This window comes from Streptomyces sp. NPDC056527 (genome assembly GCF_042794475.1).
GTDB lineage: Bacteria > Actinomycetota > Actinomycetes > Streptomycetales > Streptomycetaceae > Streptomyces.
The window spans coordinates 90,171-105,320 of the sequence record NZ_JBHTTQ010000002.1 but is presented as its reverse complement, the minus strand read 5'-3'; the positions used below and the strand labels follow the sequence as shown (position 1 = coordinate 105,320).

The 15,150-nt window shown below is 73.1% G+C and carries 13 protein-coding genes; 2 read left to right on the top strand and 11 right to left on the bottom strand.

Features of this window, described 5'->3' with window-relative positions; all coding sequences use genetic code 11:
- The first annotated feature begins 79 nt into the window (after positions 1-79).
- Positions 80-676, top strand: a complete 597-nt coding sequence (locus tag ACFQ7Q_RS02055; RefSeq protein WP_383548516.1) for an HD domain-containing protein — start codon at positions 80-82, stop codon at positions 674-676.
- Between the two features lie 28 nt (positions 677-704).
- Here the strand turns inward: ACFQ7Q_RS02055 and ACFQ7Q_RS02050 are convergent, their stop codons facing one another.
- From ACFQ7Q_RS02050 to ACFQ7Q_RS02005, 10 genes are all read right to left on the bottom strand, one after another.
- Complete coding sequence (locus tag ACFQ7Q_RS02050; RefSeq protein ID WP_383548714.1) at positions 705-1,841, bottom strand: phosphatidylserine/phosphatidylglycerophosphate/cardiolipin synthase family protein; 1,137 nt, start codon at positions 1,839-1,841, stop codon at positions 705-707.
- A 188-nt stretch (positions 1,842-2,029) separates the two neighbouring features.
- A complete protein-coding gene (locus ACFQ7Q_RS02045; protein WP_383548513.1) occupies positions 2,030-2,809 on the bottom strand; it encodes a 4'-phosphopantetheinyl transferase family protein in 780 nt (259 codons plus the stop codon).
- Between the two features lie 25 nt (positions 2,810-2,834).
- Positions 2,835-3,851: a TauD/TfdA family dioxygenase gene (locus tag ACFQ7Q_RS02040; protein ID WP_383548510.1), complete on the bottom strand. Its 1,017-nt coding sequence runs from the start codon at positions 3,849-3,851 to the stop codon at positions 2,835-2,837.
- On the bottom strand, positions 3,848-4,876 hold the full coding sequence (locus tag ACFQ7Q_RS02035; RefSeq protein ID WP_383548507.1) for a TauD/TfdA family dioxygenase: 1,029 nt from the start codon (positions 4,874-4,876) through the stop codon (positions 3,848-3,850). Before ACFQ7Q_RS02035 ends, ACFQ7Q_RS02040 begins: the two co-directional genes overlap by 4 nt.
- A complete protein-coding gene (locus ACFQ7Q_RS02030; protein ID WP_383548504.1) occupies positions 4,860-5,675 on the bottom strand; it encodes a thioesterase II family protein in 816 nt (271 codons plus the stop codon). Before ACFQ7Q_RS02030 ends, ACFQ7Q_RS02035 begins: the two co-directional genes overlap by 17 nt.
- Before the next feature lie 40 nt (positions 5,676-5,715).
- The gene (locus ACFQ7Q_RS02025) at positions 5,716-9,027 is read right to left on the bottom strand and encodes an amino acid adenylation domain-containing protein (protein WP_383548501.1); all 3,312 of its coding nucleotides are present in this window, start codon (positions 9,025-9,027) and stop codon (positions 5,716-5,718) included.
- Positions 9,028-9,159: 132 nt separating this feature from the next.
- On the bottom strand, positions 9,160-9,378 hold the full coding sequence (locus tag ACFQ7Q_RS02020; RefSeq protein ID WP_376433926.1) for an MbtH family protein: 219 nt from the start codon (positions 9,376-9,378) through the stop codon (positions 9,160-9,162).
- A 130-nt stretch (positions 9,379-9,508) separates the two neighbouring features.
- Entirely contained in the window at positions 9,509-11,986 is a 2,478-nt protein-coding gene (locus ACFQ7Q_RS02015; RefSeq protein ID WP_383548498.1) for an AAA family ATPase, read from the bottom strand.
- An 88-nt stretch (positions 11,987-12,074) separates the two neighbouring features.
- Positions 12,075-12,251, bottom strand: coding sequence for a hypothetical protein (locus tag ACFQ7Q_RS02010; protein ID WP_383548495.1), 177 nt, complete (start codon positions 12,249-12,251; stop codon positions 12,075-12,077).
- 185 nt (positions 12,252-12,436) lie between these two features.
- Complete coding sequence (locus ACFQ7Q_RS02005) at positions 12,437-12,658, bottom strand: hypothetical protein (RefSeq protein ID WP_383548492.1); 222 nt, start codon at positions 12,656-12,658, stop codon at positions 12,437-12,439.
- A gap of 428 nt (positions 12,659-13,086) precedes the next feature.
- Between ACFQ7Q_RS02005 and ACFQ7Q_RS02000 the strand changes: the two genes are divergently transcribed.
- Entirely contained in the window at positions 13,087-14,043 is a 957-nt protein-coding gene (locus ACFQ7Q_RS02000; RefSeq protein WP_383548489.1) for a LuxR C-terminal-related transcriptional regulator, read from the top strand.
- Positions 14,044-14,115: 72 nt separating this feature from the next.
- On the opposite strand, the gene gntD is transcribed toward ACFQ7Q_RS02000, so the two are convergent.
- Entirely contained in the window at positions 14,116-15,129 is a 1,014-nt protein-coding gene (gntD, locus tag ACFQ7Q_RS01995; protein ID WP_383548486.1) for a guanitoxin biosynthesis L-enduracididine beta-hydroxylase GntD, read from the bottom strand.
- Positions 15,130-15,150: the final 21 nt, after the last annotated feature.

Below are 15,150 nucleotides of genomic sequence, written 5' to 3'. Positions count from 1 at the left end.
GCCCTCCCCCCCCCCCCGGGGTTTTCCCGCCGCCCCCCCCCCCCGGGCCCCCCCCCCGACTCAGGCGATACTCGCGTCCATGACATTCGACGCGATCAAGATGCCCGACACCCCTGCCTGCGCGACGGCCCTGGAAGTGGCCACCGCCTACTGTTCCCCGGCGCTGCTGAACCACTCGATCAGGGCCTATGTGTGGGCTGCCGCGTACGGCACGGAGCAGGGCATCGACTTCGATCCCGAGCTGCTGTACGTCGCGGCGATGTTCCACGACATCGCCCTGATGCCGGAGTTCGACAGCCACACCGTGGGCTTCGACGACGCCAGCGGGCACGTGGCGTGGGTCTTCGCCGCCGGGGCGGGCTGGCCGGCGGCGCGGCGGCAGCGCCTGGTGGAGGCGGTGGTCGCCCACATGCTCGACGAGGTCGACGTGACGGCCGACCCGGAGGGCTTCCTGCTGGAGCGCTCCACCAGCCTGGACATCTCGGGTCGCTACATGGACGACTTCTCGGACGCGTTCAAGGCGGAGGTGCTGGAGGTCTACCCCCGACTCGGCATCGCCGAGGAGTTCCTCGGCTGCTTCCGCGACCAGGCGGAGCGCAAGCCGGAGAGCTCCGCCGCGGCGGCGATCCGCAACGACATCGCCCAGCGGATCCTCACGAACGGGCTCGACGCCTGAGTCCCGGATCGTCGGGAGGCGACGGCGGCTAGAGGAAGCGGCGGATGGGGACCACCGACTGCTCCGCCAGCCGCTGGAGCGGGGAACGCGCGGACCACGCGGTGGCGTCGACACGCTCGCTGAGCGAGCGGTCCTGGTCGAAGTGGCCGTCCAGAGTGTCGGTCAGCTCCTCGTCCAGGACCGCGAGCACGACCTCCTCGTCGTGGTCGAGGGAGCGCCGGTTGAAGTTGGCCGAGCCGACGAGGGAGAGCGTGCCGTCCATGGTGAGCACCTTGGCGTGCATCATCGACGGCCCGTACTCCCAGATCCGCACCCCGGCGTCGAGCAGGCCCGCGTAGAGGCGCTGCCCGGCCAGCCGGCACACGGGCTTGTCGGTGTGCCGGCCGGGGACGAGGATCTCCACCTCGACACCGCGCCGGGCGGCCGCCTTGAGCAGTTCGGCGAAGTACGCGTCGGGGGCGAAGTAGGCCGTGGTCAGCCGGATCCTGGTCTCCGCCGATTCGAGGACCACCCGCAGCAGCGTACGGACGTCCTGCCAGCCGACGCTCGCCGAGCCCCGGACCACCTGGACGACGGCCCGTCCCTGCGGCCGGTGTTCGACGAACCGGTCCCGGTCGTCGAAGAGGGTGTCGTGGCACTCGGCCCAGTTCTGGACGAACGCGGCCGCTATGCCGTCGACGGCGGGCCCGCGCACCCGGAAGTGCGTCTCGCGCCACTCGGCCTCGTGGCGCGCGTCGCCGGACCACTCCTCGGCGATGCCCACCCCACCGGTGAACGCGGTCGTCTCGTCCACGACGAGCACCTTGCGGTGACAACGGTGGTTCTGCTTGAACGGGGACAGCCACAACGGCCGGCGGAACCAGGCCACATGGACCCCGGCCCGGGCCATCGCGTCCAGCAGGTCCTGTTCGATGAGGCGGCTGCCGAAGCCGTCGAGCAGCAGTCGTACCCGGACGCCGGCCCGGGCGCGGTCCGCGAGCGCGGCCGCGAACTCACGGGCGATCTCGCCCCGCCAGTACACGAAGGTCATCATGTCGACGGTCCGGCGGGCCGAGCGGATGCTCGCCAGCATCGCCGAGAAGATCGCGTCGCCGTTGCGCAGCGGCAGCAGCTCGTTGAGCTCGGTGGCCGGGGTACCGATGAGCCGCTCCAGGCGACGCCGCATCCGCGCCGCGCGCTCGCCCACAGGCGGCACGTCCCGGTGCGCACCGGACGCGGCGCGGGCCGCGCCACCGGACGCGGTGCCGGTTCCGGCACCTGATCCGGCGCACACCGCGGGCAGGTCCTGGGCCGTCGACATGGGCTTCTCCTGGGCGATGCGGCGCCGCGGCCCCGGGTGGGGGCCGCGGCGGTTCAATGCGGGGGTCCGGGGCGGGGTTCCGCCGCCGACCCGAGGGACGAGGGGTCCAGCCAGCGGATGCTGGGCGGGACGGGGCGCCGGGTGTGGAGTGCGGCGGCGGCCGCGTGGTCGGGCAGGTCGAGGAGGTTGACGATCCGCCACCCCGGCGGGGGTGCGCCCGCCGCGGGGTCCTCGCCCAGGTAGTCCAGGTCGAGGTCCCGTCCGAGACCGGTGCCGATGCCCTTCAGATAGGCCTCCTTGCGGACCCAGAGGCGGGCGAAGACCGAGCGGCTCTCCTCCGGCGACGCCGCCTCCACCTCACGCGTCTCCGCGTGGTGCAGTGCGGCGCCGAGCTCGGCGACGACCTCCAGTTCGGGGAGCGCCTCCACGTCGACGCCGATCGGCACCGACGCCACCCCCACCAGCACCAGATCGCCGCCGTGCGACAGCGAGAAGTGCAGCGGGGTGCGGGCCCCCGCCACCGCCGGGCGGCCGTGCGGGCCTCCGCAGCAGGGGCAGGGCTCCGAATGGAAGCGCACCGCCTCCGCGGGCACCCCCAGATAGGCGCCGAGGAGCCTCCGGAGCGTGAGGTGCGCCATCGTGTAGCGGTGCCGGTCCCGGTCCTTGACGAAGGAGGACGCCCGGCGTCGCTCGTGCTCGTCGAGGACCGACAGGTCCAGCGCCGCCGGCGTGTCCTCGGGGACGCGCAGGAGCCACAGATCCGCCGCGCCGTCAGCGGGCGCGGGCAGCGAGGTGGGCCAATCCGCCGGGAGGACGTGCGCCAGGGTCGTCATGGGGTCGCGCACCCCCCGGGGCCGGTCACCGGATGTCCTGGTTCACATGCAGGTCGGACATGGCGACGAGGATGCGCCGGTCACCGTGGAACGGCTCGCGGGCGTGGGTGGCGAGGAAGTTGTCGACCACGAGCACGTCCCCGCGCTCCCAGGGCAGGGAGACCGCCGCCTCCTTGTACAGCTCGCCGATGAGTTCCACCGCGTCGTCCTCGATGGGCGACCCGTCGCCGTAGAACGCGTTGCGCGGGACGCCCTCGGGCCCGTACTCGTCGAGGAGGTACTCCGCCACCTCGGCGGGCAGGGTGGAGATGTGCCAGAGGTGGGCGTGGTTGAACCACACGGTCTCACCGGTGCCCGGGTGCCGGCTGACGGCCTGGCGGACCGCCCGGGTGCGCAGTCCGTCGCGGCCGATCCACTCGAACTCGGTACGGGATTCGCGGCAGTACGCCTCGACCTCGGCCCGGTCCTCGGTCTGGAAGACGACCTGCCAGGGGATGTCGAGGTCGGGACTGTAGTTGCGCACGTAGCTGACGCCGTGGCGCCGGAACCGCTCGCGCAGCTCGGCGGGGATCTTCGCGTAGACGGCGCGCTCACTGGCGACGGGGGTGGCGCCGCCCGTCTTCGAGGGCCGGTCGCCGTAGAAGTACAGCCGGCCGGGCCAGTTGTGCGAGTACGACATCTCGTGGTGGAAGGCGATCCACTGGTCCTCGCTGAGTTCGGTCGAGGTGAAGACCTTGTCGGCGATCTCGGTGCGGGGCGCCGCCCGCTCCAGGTAGTCGAGCAGCTCGGGCGAGAACGCGCGGGCCGCGGCGCCGAAGTCCTCCGGGCTGTCCAGCGCAAAGCCGCGGAAGAGCAGGGCGCCGTGGCGCTCCAGCTCGTCGGTCAGCCTGGTGTGGTTGGCGGAGATCCAGCGGTCCAGGCGCAGACCGGGCTCGGCCGCCTCGATCTTGAGGAGGAAGGGCTCGGGGTCCACGGGGGCGGTGGCCACACGGCCCTCGACGAAGTCGACGGCGCCGGTACGGTCGTGGCTGTCGTCGGTCATGCCACGGCCTCCGCCTCGTCGGCTGCGCCCTCGGGGGTGTCGGGGCGGACCGGGTCGGACATCGCGGCGAGGATGCGCCGGGCGCCCTCGAAGGGCTCCCGGGCGTGCGCCGTGATCATGTTCTCGACGACCAGGACGTCGCCCTGCTCCCAGTCGAAGCCGGTGGTCTCGGCGGTGAACGCGGCCCGCAGCTCGGCCAGGGTCTCGTCCTCGATCGGGGTGCCGTCGCCGTAGTACGTGTTGTACGGCAGGTCCTCCTCGTCCAGCGCCTCGCGCAGCCCGGTGCTGACCTCCTCGGGCAGCGAGGTGATGTGGAAGAAGACCGCGTGGTTGAACCAGGTCCGCTCGCCGCTCACCGGGTGGGTGTGGATCGCGGGACGGGTCTGGCGGGTGCGGAGCTGGCCGCCTTCCACCCACTCGACGGAGATGCCGGCGCTCGCGCAGTACGCGGCGACCTGCTCCGGGTCCTCCGTCTGGAACGCCTCCTGCCAGGACAGGCTGATGCCGGGGATGTAGTTGCGTACGTACTGCACGCCGAGACGCTCGAACTTCTCGACCGTCTCGGGACGCAGCGCGGCGAGCACCCGGCGGGAGTTCGCGAGCGGGGTGCGTCCACCGCGGGTGGCGGGCTGCTCGCAGCAGAAGACGATCCGCATCGGCCAGTTGTCCGTGTACGACTGCTCGTTGTGCAGCAGGATGTGCTGGTCGGCGGGGTACTCGGTGGACGTGTAGATGCCGTCCGAGACCTCGGTGCGGGGCGAGGAACGCTCGCCGTACTCCAGCACCCGGTCGGACAGGGCGTCCATCACGGAACGGAACTCGGCGGAGCCGCCGACCGCGAAGTCGCGGAAGAGGACCGCGCCGGCCCGCACGGCGAGGTCGTCGACGAGCGGCCGGTTGGCACGGATCCACGCGGCGAGGTCCGTGCCGGGCGTGGCCGCGCGGACGAGCGCCGGCAGCGTCCGGCCGTCCTCCCATTCCTGGGGTGCGGCCGGCGCGGCCTGCGGGTCATGCACGAGTGTCATCTGAGATCTCCAGATCGGTGGGAAGGGCCAGGCGCGGCAGCAGTTCCGCGATCAGCTCGGCCGGCCGGTCCTTGAGGTGGAAGTGGCCGCCGGGCCGGGTGATCAGGGCGAAGTCGCCGTCGGTCAGCTCGCCCCAGGCGCGGGCCTGGTCCGGGGTGTGCCCGGTCTCCCGGTCACCGCGTACCGCCGTGATCGGGCAGGAGAGGACGGGCAGTTCGCGGGGGCGGTACGTCTCGATCAGCCGGTAGTCGCTGCGGAGCGGGCCCAGCACCAGTTCGAGGAGCTCGGGGTGATCGAGGACGGCGTCGTCGATGCCGCCCAGTTCCCTGATCCGGTCCAGGAACGCGGCGTCGTCCAGGGTGTGCACGGTGCCGGGCTCCCTGGTGCCGGGGGCGCCGTGGCTGGAGACGACGAGGTGGTGGAGCGGGTGGCCCCGCCCCTCCAGACGCCGGGCCACCTCGTAGGCGAGCGTGGCGCCCATGCTGTGGCCGAAGAGGACGAGGGGCAGGTCGCGCAGCGGGTACAGCACCTCGGCGACCTGGTCGGCGAGCTCGTGGAGCTCGGTGAGGTACGGATCGGCCATCCGGCTCTCGCGGCCGGGGTACTGGACCACCCGGTGGTCGTAGGCGGTGGGCAGCAGGTCCGTCCAGGGACGGAAGAAGCTGGCCCAGCCGCCGGCGTGCGGCAGGCAGACCAGCCGGACCGCCGCGGAAGCGGCGGCCGGCCGGAAGCCTCGCAGCCACAGCTCCTGCGGGGAGGTGACGCGAACGGCGGGGCGGTCCGCCATCGGGTACGTCATGGGGTTCGGGCTCCGTCGGATCGTGGGGGCGCGGGCGCGGTCAGCCTCGGTACGCGCTGCGGTCGATGCGCGGGATGGCCGCCGCGGCGGGCGGCGTGGCGCCGTCCTGCCCGTCGCCGTCCCGCTGGGCCTGCAGCTGCTCGTCCACGAGGACGGCGAGCGCGGCGACCGTCGGCGCCTGGAGGAACTGCCCGATGCGCAGGCCCACTCCGAGGTTGGAGCGGATCCGGGCGATCGCCCGGATCGCCAGCAGGGAGTGGCCGCCCAGGTCGAAGAAGGAGTCGTACACCCCGAGCTTCTCGACCTTGAGGAGCTCCGCGCAGATCTCGGTGATGGCCTCTTCGGTGGGGGTGCGGGGCGCGGTGTGCTCGGGGCCGACGGCCTGGCGGGTGCCGTCCGGCAGGGGCAGCGCGGACAGGTCCAGCTTGCCGTGGTCGCCCAGCGGCCAGCCGTCGAGGACCATCAGGTGCGCGGGCACCATGGCTTCGGGGAGGCGCTCGCGCAGGTACTCCTGGAGTGCGGGAACGCGGGCGTCGCCGGTGACGTACCCGACGAGCTGCGGCTGTCCTTCCTCGTCGGGGCGGGCGGTGACCAGGGCGCCGGTGAGGTCCGGGTGGGCGCGCAGGACGGCCTCGATCTCGCCGGTCTCGACGCGGTTGCCGCGGATCTTCACCTGGTTGTCGGCGCGGCCGCGGAACTCGATCGTTCCGTCGGGCCGCCAGCAGACCAGGTCGCCCGTGGCGTACAGCCGCTGTCCAGCGGCGAACGGGTGGGGGACGAAGCTCGCCGCGGTCTGGCCGGGGCGGCCGAGGTAGCCGCGCGCGGTCTGGGCGCCGCCGATGTACAGCTGGCCCGGTACGCCGACCGGCTGGGGGCGGCCGGCGGTGTCGAGGACGTACAGCTGCACGCCCGGGACGGGGCGGCCGATCGACACCCGGCCGTCCGGTGCGGAGGCGATCCGCCCGGCGGTGACGTCGATGACTGCCTCGGTGGGGCCGTACTGGTTGTGCAGTTCGGCGTTCGGGTAGCGCCCGAGGGTCCGCTCGGCGAGGGCGGCCGGCAGCTCCTCGCCACCGCTGAGCAGCACGCGAAGGCTGTCGTGACCGCCGTCCGGGCCGTCGAGGAAGGCAGCGAGCATGGACGGCACGAAGTGGCACAGGGTGATCCGGTGCCGGTCGAGGACCTCGTGGAGGTACTCGACGTCACGGTGGCCGCCGGGCCGCGCGCTGACCACGGTGGCGCCGGTGACCAGCGGCCACAGCAGCTCCCACAGGGACACGTCGAAGCCGAGCGGGGTCTTCTGCAGCACCCGGTCCCCGGCGGCGAGCCGGTAGTCGCGCTGCATGCCGTGCAGGCGGTTGAGCAGGCCCCGGTGGGTGTTCACGACACCCTTGGGCCGGCCGGTCGAGCCGGAGGTGAACAGGACGTACGCGGCGGAGTCCGCGGCCGTGCGGACGGGCTCCGGGCGGTGACCGGGCCTGCGAGTCACCTCGCTGCCGGAGATGTCCAGGCGGCGCTGCCCCGGGAAGTGACCCACGAGGTCGGCGGTGGTGACGACGAGGGCGGGGGTGCCGTCCTCGACGAGCTGGTCGAGACGCGCCTTGGGGTAGTCGGGGTCGAGCGGCAGATAGACCGCGCCGGCCTTGAGCACGCCGAGGACGGCGGGCAGCAGTTCGGCACCGCGGTGCAGGCAGACGGCGACCCGGTCCTCGGTCCCGATGCTCCGTTCGGCCAGCGTGTGGGCCACCTGGTTGGCGCGGCGGTCCAGTTCGGCGTAGGTGAGGGTCTCGCCGGTGTCGTCGATCACCACGGCGACGGCGTCGGGGGTGGCGTCGACCTGCGCCTCGAACCACTGCGGGAGCGCGGGGCCGGTCAGCTCCTCGGTGTCGGCGTTGCTGAACTCCCGTATCACCTGGGCCAGTTCGGTGGCGCCGAGTACCGGAAGGTCGTCGACCGGCCGGTCGGGGTGAGCCACGACGGCGGCGAGGACGGTCTCCAGGGCGGACGCCAGGCGGCCGGCGGTGGCCCGGTCGTACAGCTCGGTGGAGTACTCCAGCCAGCCCGCGAGGCCGCCGTCTCCGTCCGGCGCGAGCTGGACGGAGAGGTCGCAGCGCACGGTGCCGACCAGTGCGGGCATGACCTGGCAGTCGAGGCCGGGGGCGGAGAAGGCCACCGGAGGCGTGTTGTGCAGCGCCAGCCAGTGCCGCGCCAGCGCGGTCTGGCCCGAGACGTCGCGATCGGCCTTGAGCTCGTGGACGATCCGCTCGAAGGGCACGTCCTGGTGCTCCTGCGCCCCGTTGCAGACGTCACGGGTGCGCAGCAGCAGGGAGCGGAACGTGTCGCCCGGCTCCTGTCGGACGCGCAGCGGCAGGGTGTTCACGAAGAAGCCGACGACGTCCTCGAGTTCGGCGCGGCGGCGGCCGGCCATCGGGGTGCCGACGATCACGTCCTCGTCGCCCGACCAGCGGCCGAGCACCGTCGACCAGGCGGCGACCAGGGCCGCGAAGACGGTGGCCTGGGTCTCGTCGGTGAGCCCGCGCAGCCGGGCGACCAGCTCGGGGGGAAGGGTGATGGGGGCGGTGGCGCCCGCGTAGCTGCGGTCCGCCGGGCGAGGCCGGTCGGTCGGTACGTCGTTGGCGGGCAGGTCGGCGAGCTCCCCGCGCCAGAAGTCCAGCTGCTCGTCGAGGACTCCCTGCTCCCCTCGCTCCCGCTGCCACACGGCGAAGTCGGCGTATTGGAGGGCCGGTTCGGGCAGCTTGGGCTCCTCGCCACCGGCCAGCGCGGCGTAGGCGACGCCCAGTTCGCCCATCAGCAGACCCATCGACCAGCCGTCGACGACGATGTGGTGCACGCACAGGACGAGGACCCACTCGGGCTCCTCGGCGTCGGTGACCTTCAGCAGGGCGGCGCGCAGCAGCGGCGGCTTCGCGAGGTCGAAGCCCTCGGAGGCGGTCCGGGTCACCTCGGCCGTCACGCCGTCGCCGGTGACCTCCCGGACCGGAAGCTCCACGGGGAAGCCGCCGGCCGGGTGGACGACCTGCTCGACCCGGTCGCCGTGCTCCTCGATGCCCGTCCGCAGCACCTCGTGGCGGTCGATCAGCAACTCCAGGGAGCGCCGCAGCGCCTCGGCGTCCAGGTCGCCGCGCAGCCGCAGCGCACCGGAGCCGACGTACATGGCGGAGCCGGGCTGCATCCGCTCGACGACATAGAGGCGCTCCTGCCCGAAGGACAGGTCGGCGCGGGTCTGGTCGCCGCCGCGGCGCGGGATGCGGTCCGCGGCCCGGCCGGCGCCGGCTTCATCCAGCAGCTTGTCGAGGAGCCGCAGCTGCTCGGGCGAGAACGGGGTGCTCAAGAGAATCCTCCGGGGAACGACGATGACGACGGGGCGGCGGGGCGGGGGGATCCGCGCCGGCGGGCGGCGCGGACGGCTCCGGCAGCGGGGCGGGACCTCTCCCGGCGGCCGGGCCGGTGGCGGGCCGGCCGGTCAGCCGGCCGACGCCGCCATCTCCTCGCGCAGGCTCAGCGGACGCATGTCCGTCCACACCTCGTCGATGTGCGCCAGGCACTCCTCGCGGGTGCCGGCCGTTCCCTCGGTCCGCCAGCCGGCGGGCGGTTCGGCGTCCGCACGCCAGATGGAGTACTGGAGTTCGTCGTTGAGCACGACGCGGTACTCGGGCTGCTGCTCGCTGCGCTCGTCGGACATGGGTGTTCCCTCTCGCTCGACTGGGGCCAGTTGACGCGGGCGGGCCGATGCTCCGCCGCACACCGGGGCCGTCGAGGGTGGTGAACTCCGTCGGGCGGTGCGATGCGCCTTCCGGAGCACCCCACCTTGTTCACCAGGCGACTTGCGGCTGCAGGCTCCGGTGCTCGTAAGTCAACCCGGGGGCGGTCGCTTTGTAATGTCGGGGCTTCTCCTGATGCGCGGCCGGGCGGGCGGTCGCGTGGTGCGGGCCCTGCCCCTTGCGTTCGGAGCGGCCGACGACGGCGGCGACCTCGGCCCTCGACGACACGTCGAGCTTCCGGAAGATCCGCCCGAGGTGGGTCTCCACCGTCTTGTGGCTCAGTTCCAGGGCGCGCGCGATCTGCTGGTTGGTGCGCCCGCCACTGACGAGCACGGCGATCTCCAGCTCCCGTTTGCTGAGCGCGGCGAGGCCCGGCCCGGACTCGACGGGTGTGAGGACCGGGGCCGGGCTCGGGGCACGGGGGCCCCGCAGGGCCGCGGCCACCTCGGACTTGAGTTCCAGGGCGAGGCCCAGCAGGTACGGGGAGTCGACGGCGGCCGCGTTCGTCTCGGCGCACGCGGCGTGCCGTACGGCTCCGGCCAGGTCGCCGGCTTCGAGCTGGAGGCGGGCCATGGCCATGGCCAGTTGCGGGACGACACCGGTCAGGCGGCGGGCCTCGGCGATGCGCAGACTGCGGCCGAAGTGCAGGGCGGCCGCCTCGGCCCGGCCGAGCGCGGACTCGGTGGCGGCGAGCCAGTACAGGCCGTCGAGGTGACGGACGGCGACACCGTCGGGGAGCGTGTCGAGGAGCGGGGCCGCCCGGTCGGCGTACTCCCGGGCCCGGTCGCCTTCCCCGGAGCGTACGGCGGCGGCGGCGAGCAGCGCGAGGAGGCGGCCGCGTTCGGCGGGGGGCAGGTCTCCGAGCGGGGGTTCCGTGAGCGCGGCGTCGGCGACGCCGGGCCCGTCACCCGTCTCCAGGGCGTGGGCCAGGCGCTCGCCGAGGAGCCGGGCACGGGCCCGCTTCTCGCGGGCGCCCGGGAGCCGGGAGGCCGCGTCCAGTTCCGCGAGGGCCGCGCCGTGGTCGCCGAGCAGCCGCCAGATGCGCGCGCGGCAGCGGTGCGCGGCGGCGGAGGTGTCGGGGGCGGGGACTCCGGAGTCGGGGGCTCCGAGGGCGGGCGTGCCGGGGACGGCGGAGGTGGTGAGCGCGGCGAGGCTCTCCCGGAGACGGCCGGTCAGGGCGAGCGCGCGACCGAGCAGCAGCCGGGTGGGCGCGGTCCGCCCGGAGTCCGCGTCCAGGTCGATGGCGGTACGGGCCCATGCCGCGGCCTGGACCGGGTCCTGCCACAGTCGCTCGGCGGCGGCGGTCAGCAGGACGCCCGCGCCGGCCGCGTCGCCCTCGACGGCGCTGTGCTCCAGGTGCCGGGCGAGCGGTACGGAGGCGCTGTCGCGCGGGGCGAGCAGGGCGCCGGCCCGTTCGTGGGCGCCCTGGAGCCAGCCGGACCCGGCGGACTGGTAGGCGGCGGCGCGCAGCAGCGGGTTGCGGAAGCGCAGCCCGCGCGCCAGGGCGGTGCCGTGGACCAGGTCCTCGCGCAGCAGTTCGTCCAGCGCGGCGCGCAGGGCGCCGCCTTCCAGCTGGGCGACCCGGCCGAGGGCGGCCACGTCGAAGGGTTCGCCCAGTACGGCGGCGGAGCGGGCCGCCTGCCAGCCCGCGGGCGTGAGACCGCGGAAGTCGCGCAGACAGTCGGTGAGGACCTCGATGGGGAGGGGGAAGGCGGTGCTGCCGCAGTGGTCGGGCACCGCGCGCAGGGCGGCGAACGCCCGCAGGAGTCCGGGGTTGCCGCCGGCCTCGGCCAGCAGGGTCTCGCAGTGGACCCGGCTGAGGTCGTCGGGCAGCAGCGAGAGCGCCTGCTCCTCGCTGAGGGGCTCGGCGGGCGTGCGCCTCAGGCGCCCGTGGGCGGCGGCCTCCGCGAGCAGGCTCCGCAGCATGCCGTCGCCCTGGCGGGGGCGGTGGGCGATCGCGAGCACGATCCGCCCGGCGGGCGGATGGCCGAGCAGATGGGAGAGGAGGTCGAGCGAGGCGCTGTCGGCCCGGTGGCCGTCGTCGAGCGTGATGAGGAGGGGCTGCTCGGCGGCCAGCGCCTCCAGCAGCGCGTGCAACGCGCGTAGAGCGTGATAGCGATCGGACGGGGTGTCCGTGAGCGGGGGCGCCGCGGTGGCGAGCGCCGGGAAGATGCCGGCGAGCCGGGCGACGTGATGGCGGGCGGGCCCTGCCAGTGCGTCGGTGTCGAAGCGGACGAGGAGGTCGTCCAGGGCGTCGACGAAGATGCCGTACGGGACGGCGGAGAGGGTGGTCGTCGCGTGGCCGGAGGCGGTGCGCCAGCCATGGGCGGCCGCGTCGCGGGTGAGCTGGTTCAGGAGGGAGGTCTTGCCACTCCACCGCTCGCCCGGTATCTCCACCACGGTGAGGCGGGGGGACGGTTCGCCCGATGCCTCGAAAAGGGATTCCGCGGTCACCGGATCCATCTTTTCCTCGGTGTTGTCGTTCTTCTGGTCGGTTGCATCGAATGCGATGGCACGGACATCGGACAAGGCAGTCGCCTTTCGGTCTCTCGCGTGGCTCTGGATGCCGATCCCGAATTCCCCGGCGTGGGCCTTCTCGAATTCCCGCGCCTGTTTCCTACTGCCAGCCGAGGGTGTCCTGGGTGGTCATCGTGGTGGTCGTGGCCGGGGCCTCGGATGCCACGACGGCGGTCGGGGCGGCGGGACCGTCCTGGGCCACGGCGGAGAGTCCGGCGGACGAGACGAGGACGGTGAGGACGGCGGCGGCGAGGCGGGCGGCGAAGGTCTTCGACATGACAGGGCTCCTTGGTGGACGGGTGGTGGAAGTGGCCTGATCCGGACAGGGGCTCCGGAACGGCCCGGGGGCTCGTTCCGGCGCTCGTCCCGGCCGGTGATCACCATCCTGTCCGCCCCCCGGCGGCCTTGTCAGCGGTCGGAGGAGGCACGAAGCGGCCTTTGCATAATGCGTCCACCCCTCGGCTACTCATGGGCGGGCGGCGCGATCAGACCCTCGTAGTACGGCGTCATCAGGGGTGCCTCGCAGCGCAGCAGACGGACGCCGCGGAGGGCGGGATCGAGGCCGATGGCCCGCTCGCAGACCTCCCGGGCGACGGACTCGGCGACGGCCAGCGAGGGAGCCGACACGAAGAGGCCGAGGACGGGATGGGGCCGGGCATCGGCATGGAGGGATCCGTGGCGCACACGTTCCTCGGGCCTTCCGAGCGCACATACGCGAACGTCGGCGTCCTCGGGAATACCCATCCCCGGCGGCGGTTCGAGGTGGGCGTGAATCAGGTACATCCTCCGACTGTGCCGCGCCGTGGACCCGCTCTCCACGAAAACGGCCGGGACGCTTTCTGCCATGGCAGAAAGCGTCCCGGCCCGGATGTCCGGATAACCGATATCCGGCCACCACCGGCCGGAATTCGGTACGCGGACGCGCGAGACACACCCGCGGCGACGCCATTCGGAATGCCCGATAAGCGCGATATGACCGACACGCTCCGGCCAATCGAGGCGTTCACCGGACCGGAACGAGGGAGTGTTATCGTGACGCGAATTTCGAGCAGAACCACGCGGGGGGTTCCAGAATGCTGACGACGTTCGGACTGGATGAAATAGCGGAACGGGTGTACAGGACACTCCTGCTCCACCCACAGGGAGAGATCGCGGATATCGCGTCGACCGTCGGACTGACCGCCGACGAGTTCCGCGCGAAGCTCGACCAGCTGAGCACACTGGGATTGCTGCGGGCGCCGTCCGACGACCCCTCGGCGCTGCAAGTCGTCAGCCCCGAGGTGAGCTTCGAGGCGCTGCTCGCCCGGCAGCAGGCGGAACTGGCCGCGCAGCAGCAGCGGATCGCCGAGTCCAGGGCCTTCGCGCAGAAGATGATCGTCGAGTACGCCAACCGGCCGATCGCCTCCCGGCCCGGTGAGCAACTCCTCGTCGGAATCGACGAGATACGCGCGGAGATAGCCCGGCTGACCAAGGGCATCACGACCGAGGTGATGTCCTTCGCCCCGGACGGCGCGCAGGACGCGGACACGCTGGAGGCGTCGAAGCCGCTGGACGCGGAGGTACTGGGCCGGGGCGTGCGGATGCGCACGGTGTATCTGGACTCCATCCGCAACAACCCGCCCAGCGTGGCGTACGCGGACTGGCTCGCCGAGGCGGGCGGGCAGATCAGGACCGTCGCCTCCCTGCCCATCCGGATGATCATCATCGACCGGTCGATCGCCATCATCCCGGTGGACGGCGAGGACGCCGGCGCGAGCGCCGTCGTGCTGCGCGGCCACGGCACACTGGCGGCGCTGTGCGCACTGTTCGACCGGGTGTGGGAGTCGGGAGAACCCCTGGGCAAGGCCCGGACGCGCGACGCGCGGGGGCTGACCGCCCAGGAGCGCGAGGCCCTGCGCCTGCTCAGCCAGGGGCTCACCGACGAGGCCATCGCCAAGCGCCTCGGCGTCTCGCCGCGCACCGCGCGCCGGATCGCCGCCGACGTCATGGAACTCCTCGGCGCCAAGAGCCGCTTCCAGGCGGGCCTCCTGGCGGCCCACCGCGGCTGGCTCCCCGCAGACACCGTCTGACCCCGCCCCGCCCCGGGCGGGGCGGGGCGGGGCGGCGGGCGGCGGGCGGCGGGCGGCGGGGCCTCCCCGGGATCAGGCGAACACGCGGTCCTGGGCGTGGGAGCGCAGGTCGCGGGACTTGCGCAGGTCACGGGTCGAGACCGTCTTCTTGAGCCAGCGGTCCGTACCGTCGTAGCGCGACGTGAACGCGCGCCGGCCGTGCACCGCCAGATAGTTGTCCACGAAGAGCAGCGAGCCAGCGCCGACGACCACGTCCCGCATCACCTTGTCCAGCGCGTCGACGAGCGCGTCGAGAGCGGCGCGCCCCTCCTCGTCGCCGGGGGTGTGGCGCATGAAGAACGGGTCGATGCGCAGGTACGGATCCTCCGGCGCGCCGAACAGCACGGCCACCGCCTCGGGTTCGTCCCGCATCTGCTGGAGCTTCGCCAGCGAGGGGGCGTCCGGGTCGACGGCCCGCAGCTGCCGCAGGTGCTCGTCGTCGGGGAGGATGAAGTACCGCTTCTGCTGGAGCACGGCCCGGTGCTCCTCGCTCAGCTCGATGTCCCGGACGGACGCCAGGGTCGTCGGGACCTCGTCGACGTTGCGCACGCCGAACAGGCCCAGGTAGTCACAGCGGTACGGGTGGAAGCCGTCCTCCGTGTGCCACTCCAGGAGCACGTCGCTGCCGTGCCCGCTCTGCTCGCCCTCCTCGCCGGGGATCGGCAGGACGTTCTGCACGAGCCGCCCCCGCTGGAGCGTCGACCAGCCGAAGACCTCGCCGAGGCAGACGGTGAGGAGGGCGAGGTACGCCTCCTCGCGGCGGGTCGAGGTGCTGTCCGCGGCCGCCGTCCAGTGCAACGGGGTCGGTCCGACACGCCCGTCGTCCACCGGCAGTCCGCGCACCATGCATGCGGCGGCGGGCTCCCGGGTGCGGAAGTCCTGGAGGAAGCCCCGCAGCCCGGCGGGCACGTCCGGCGCAAACCGCCACAGCTCGTCGCTGAAGGAGGGCTCCGCGGGGTCGAGACCGGTCTCCAGGAGCCGGGCGACGACCGCTTCCAGCTGGTCGATCTCGGCGGTGGACAGGTCGTAGGTGAGGACGGACGACATGGTTCTCTCTCTCGATCTCGA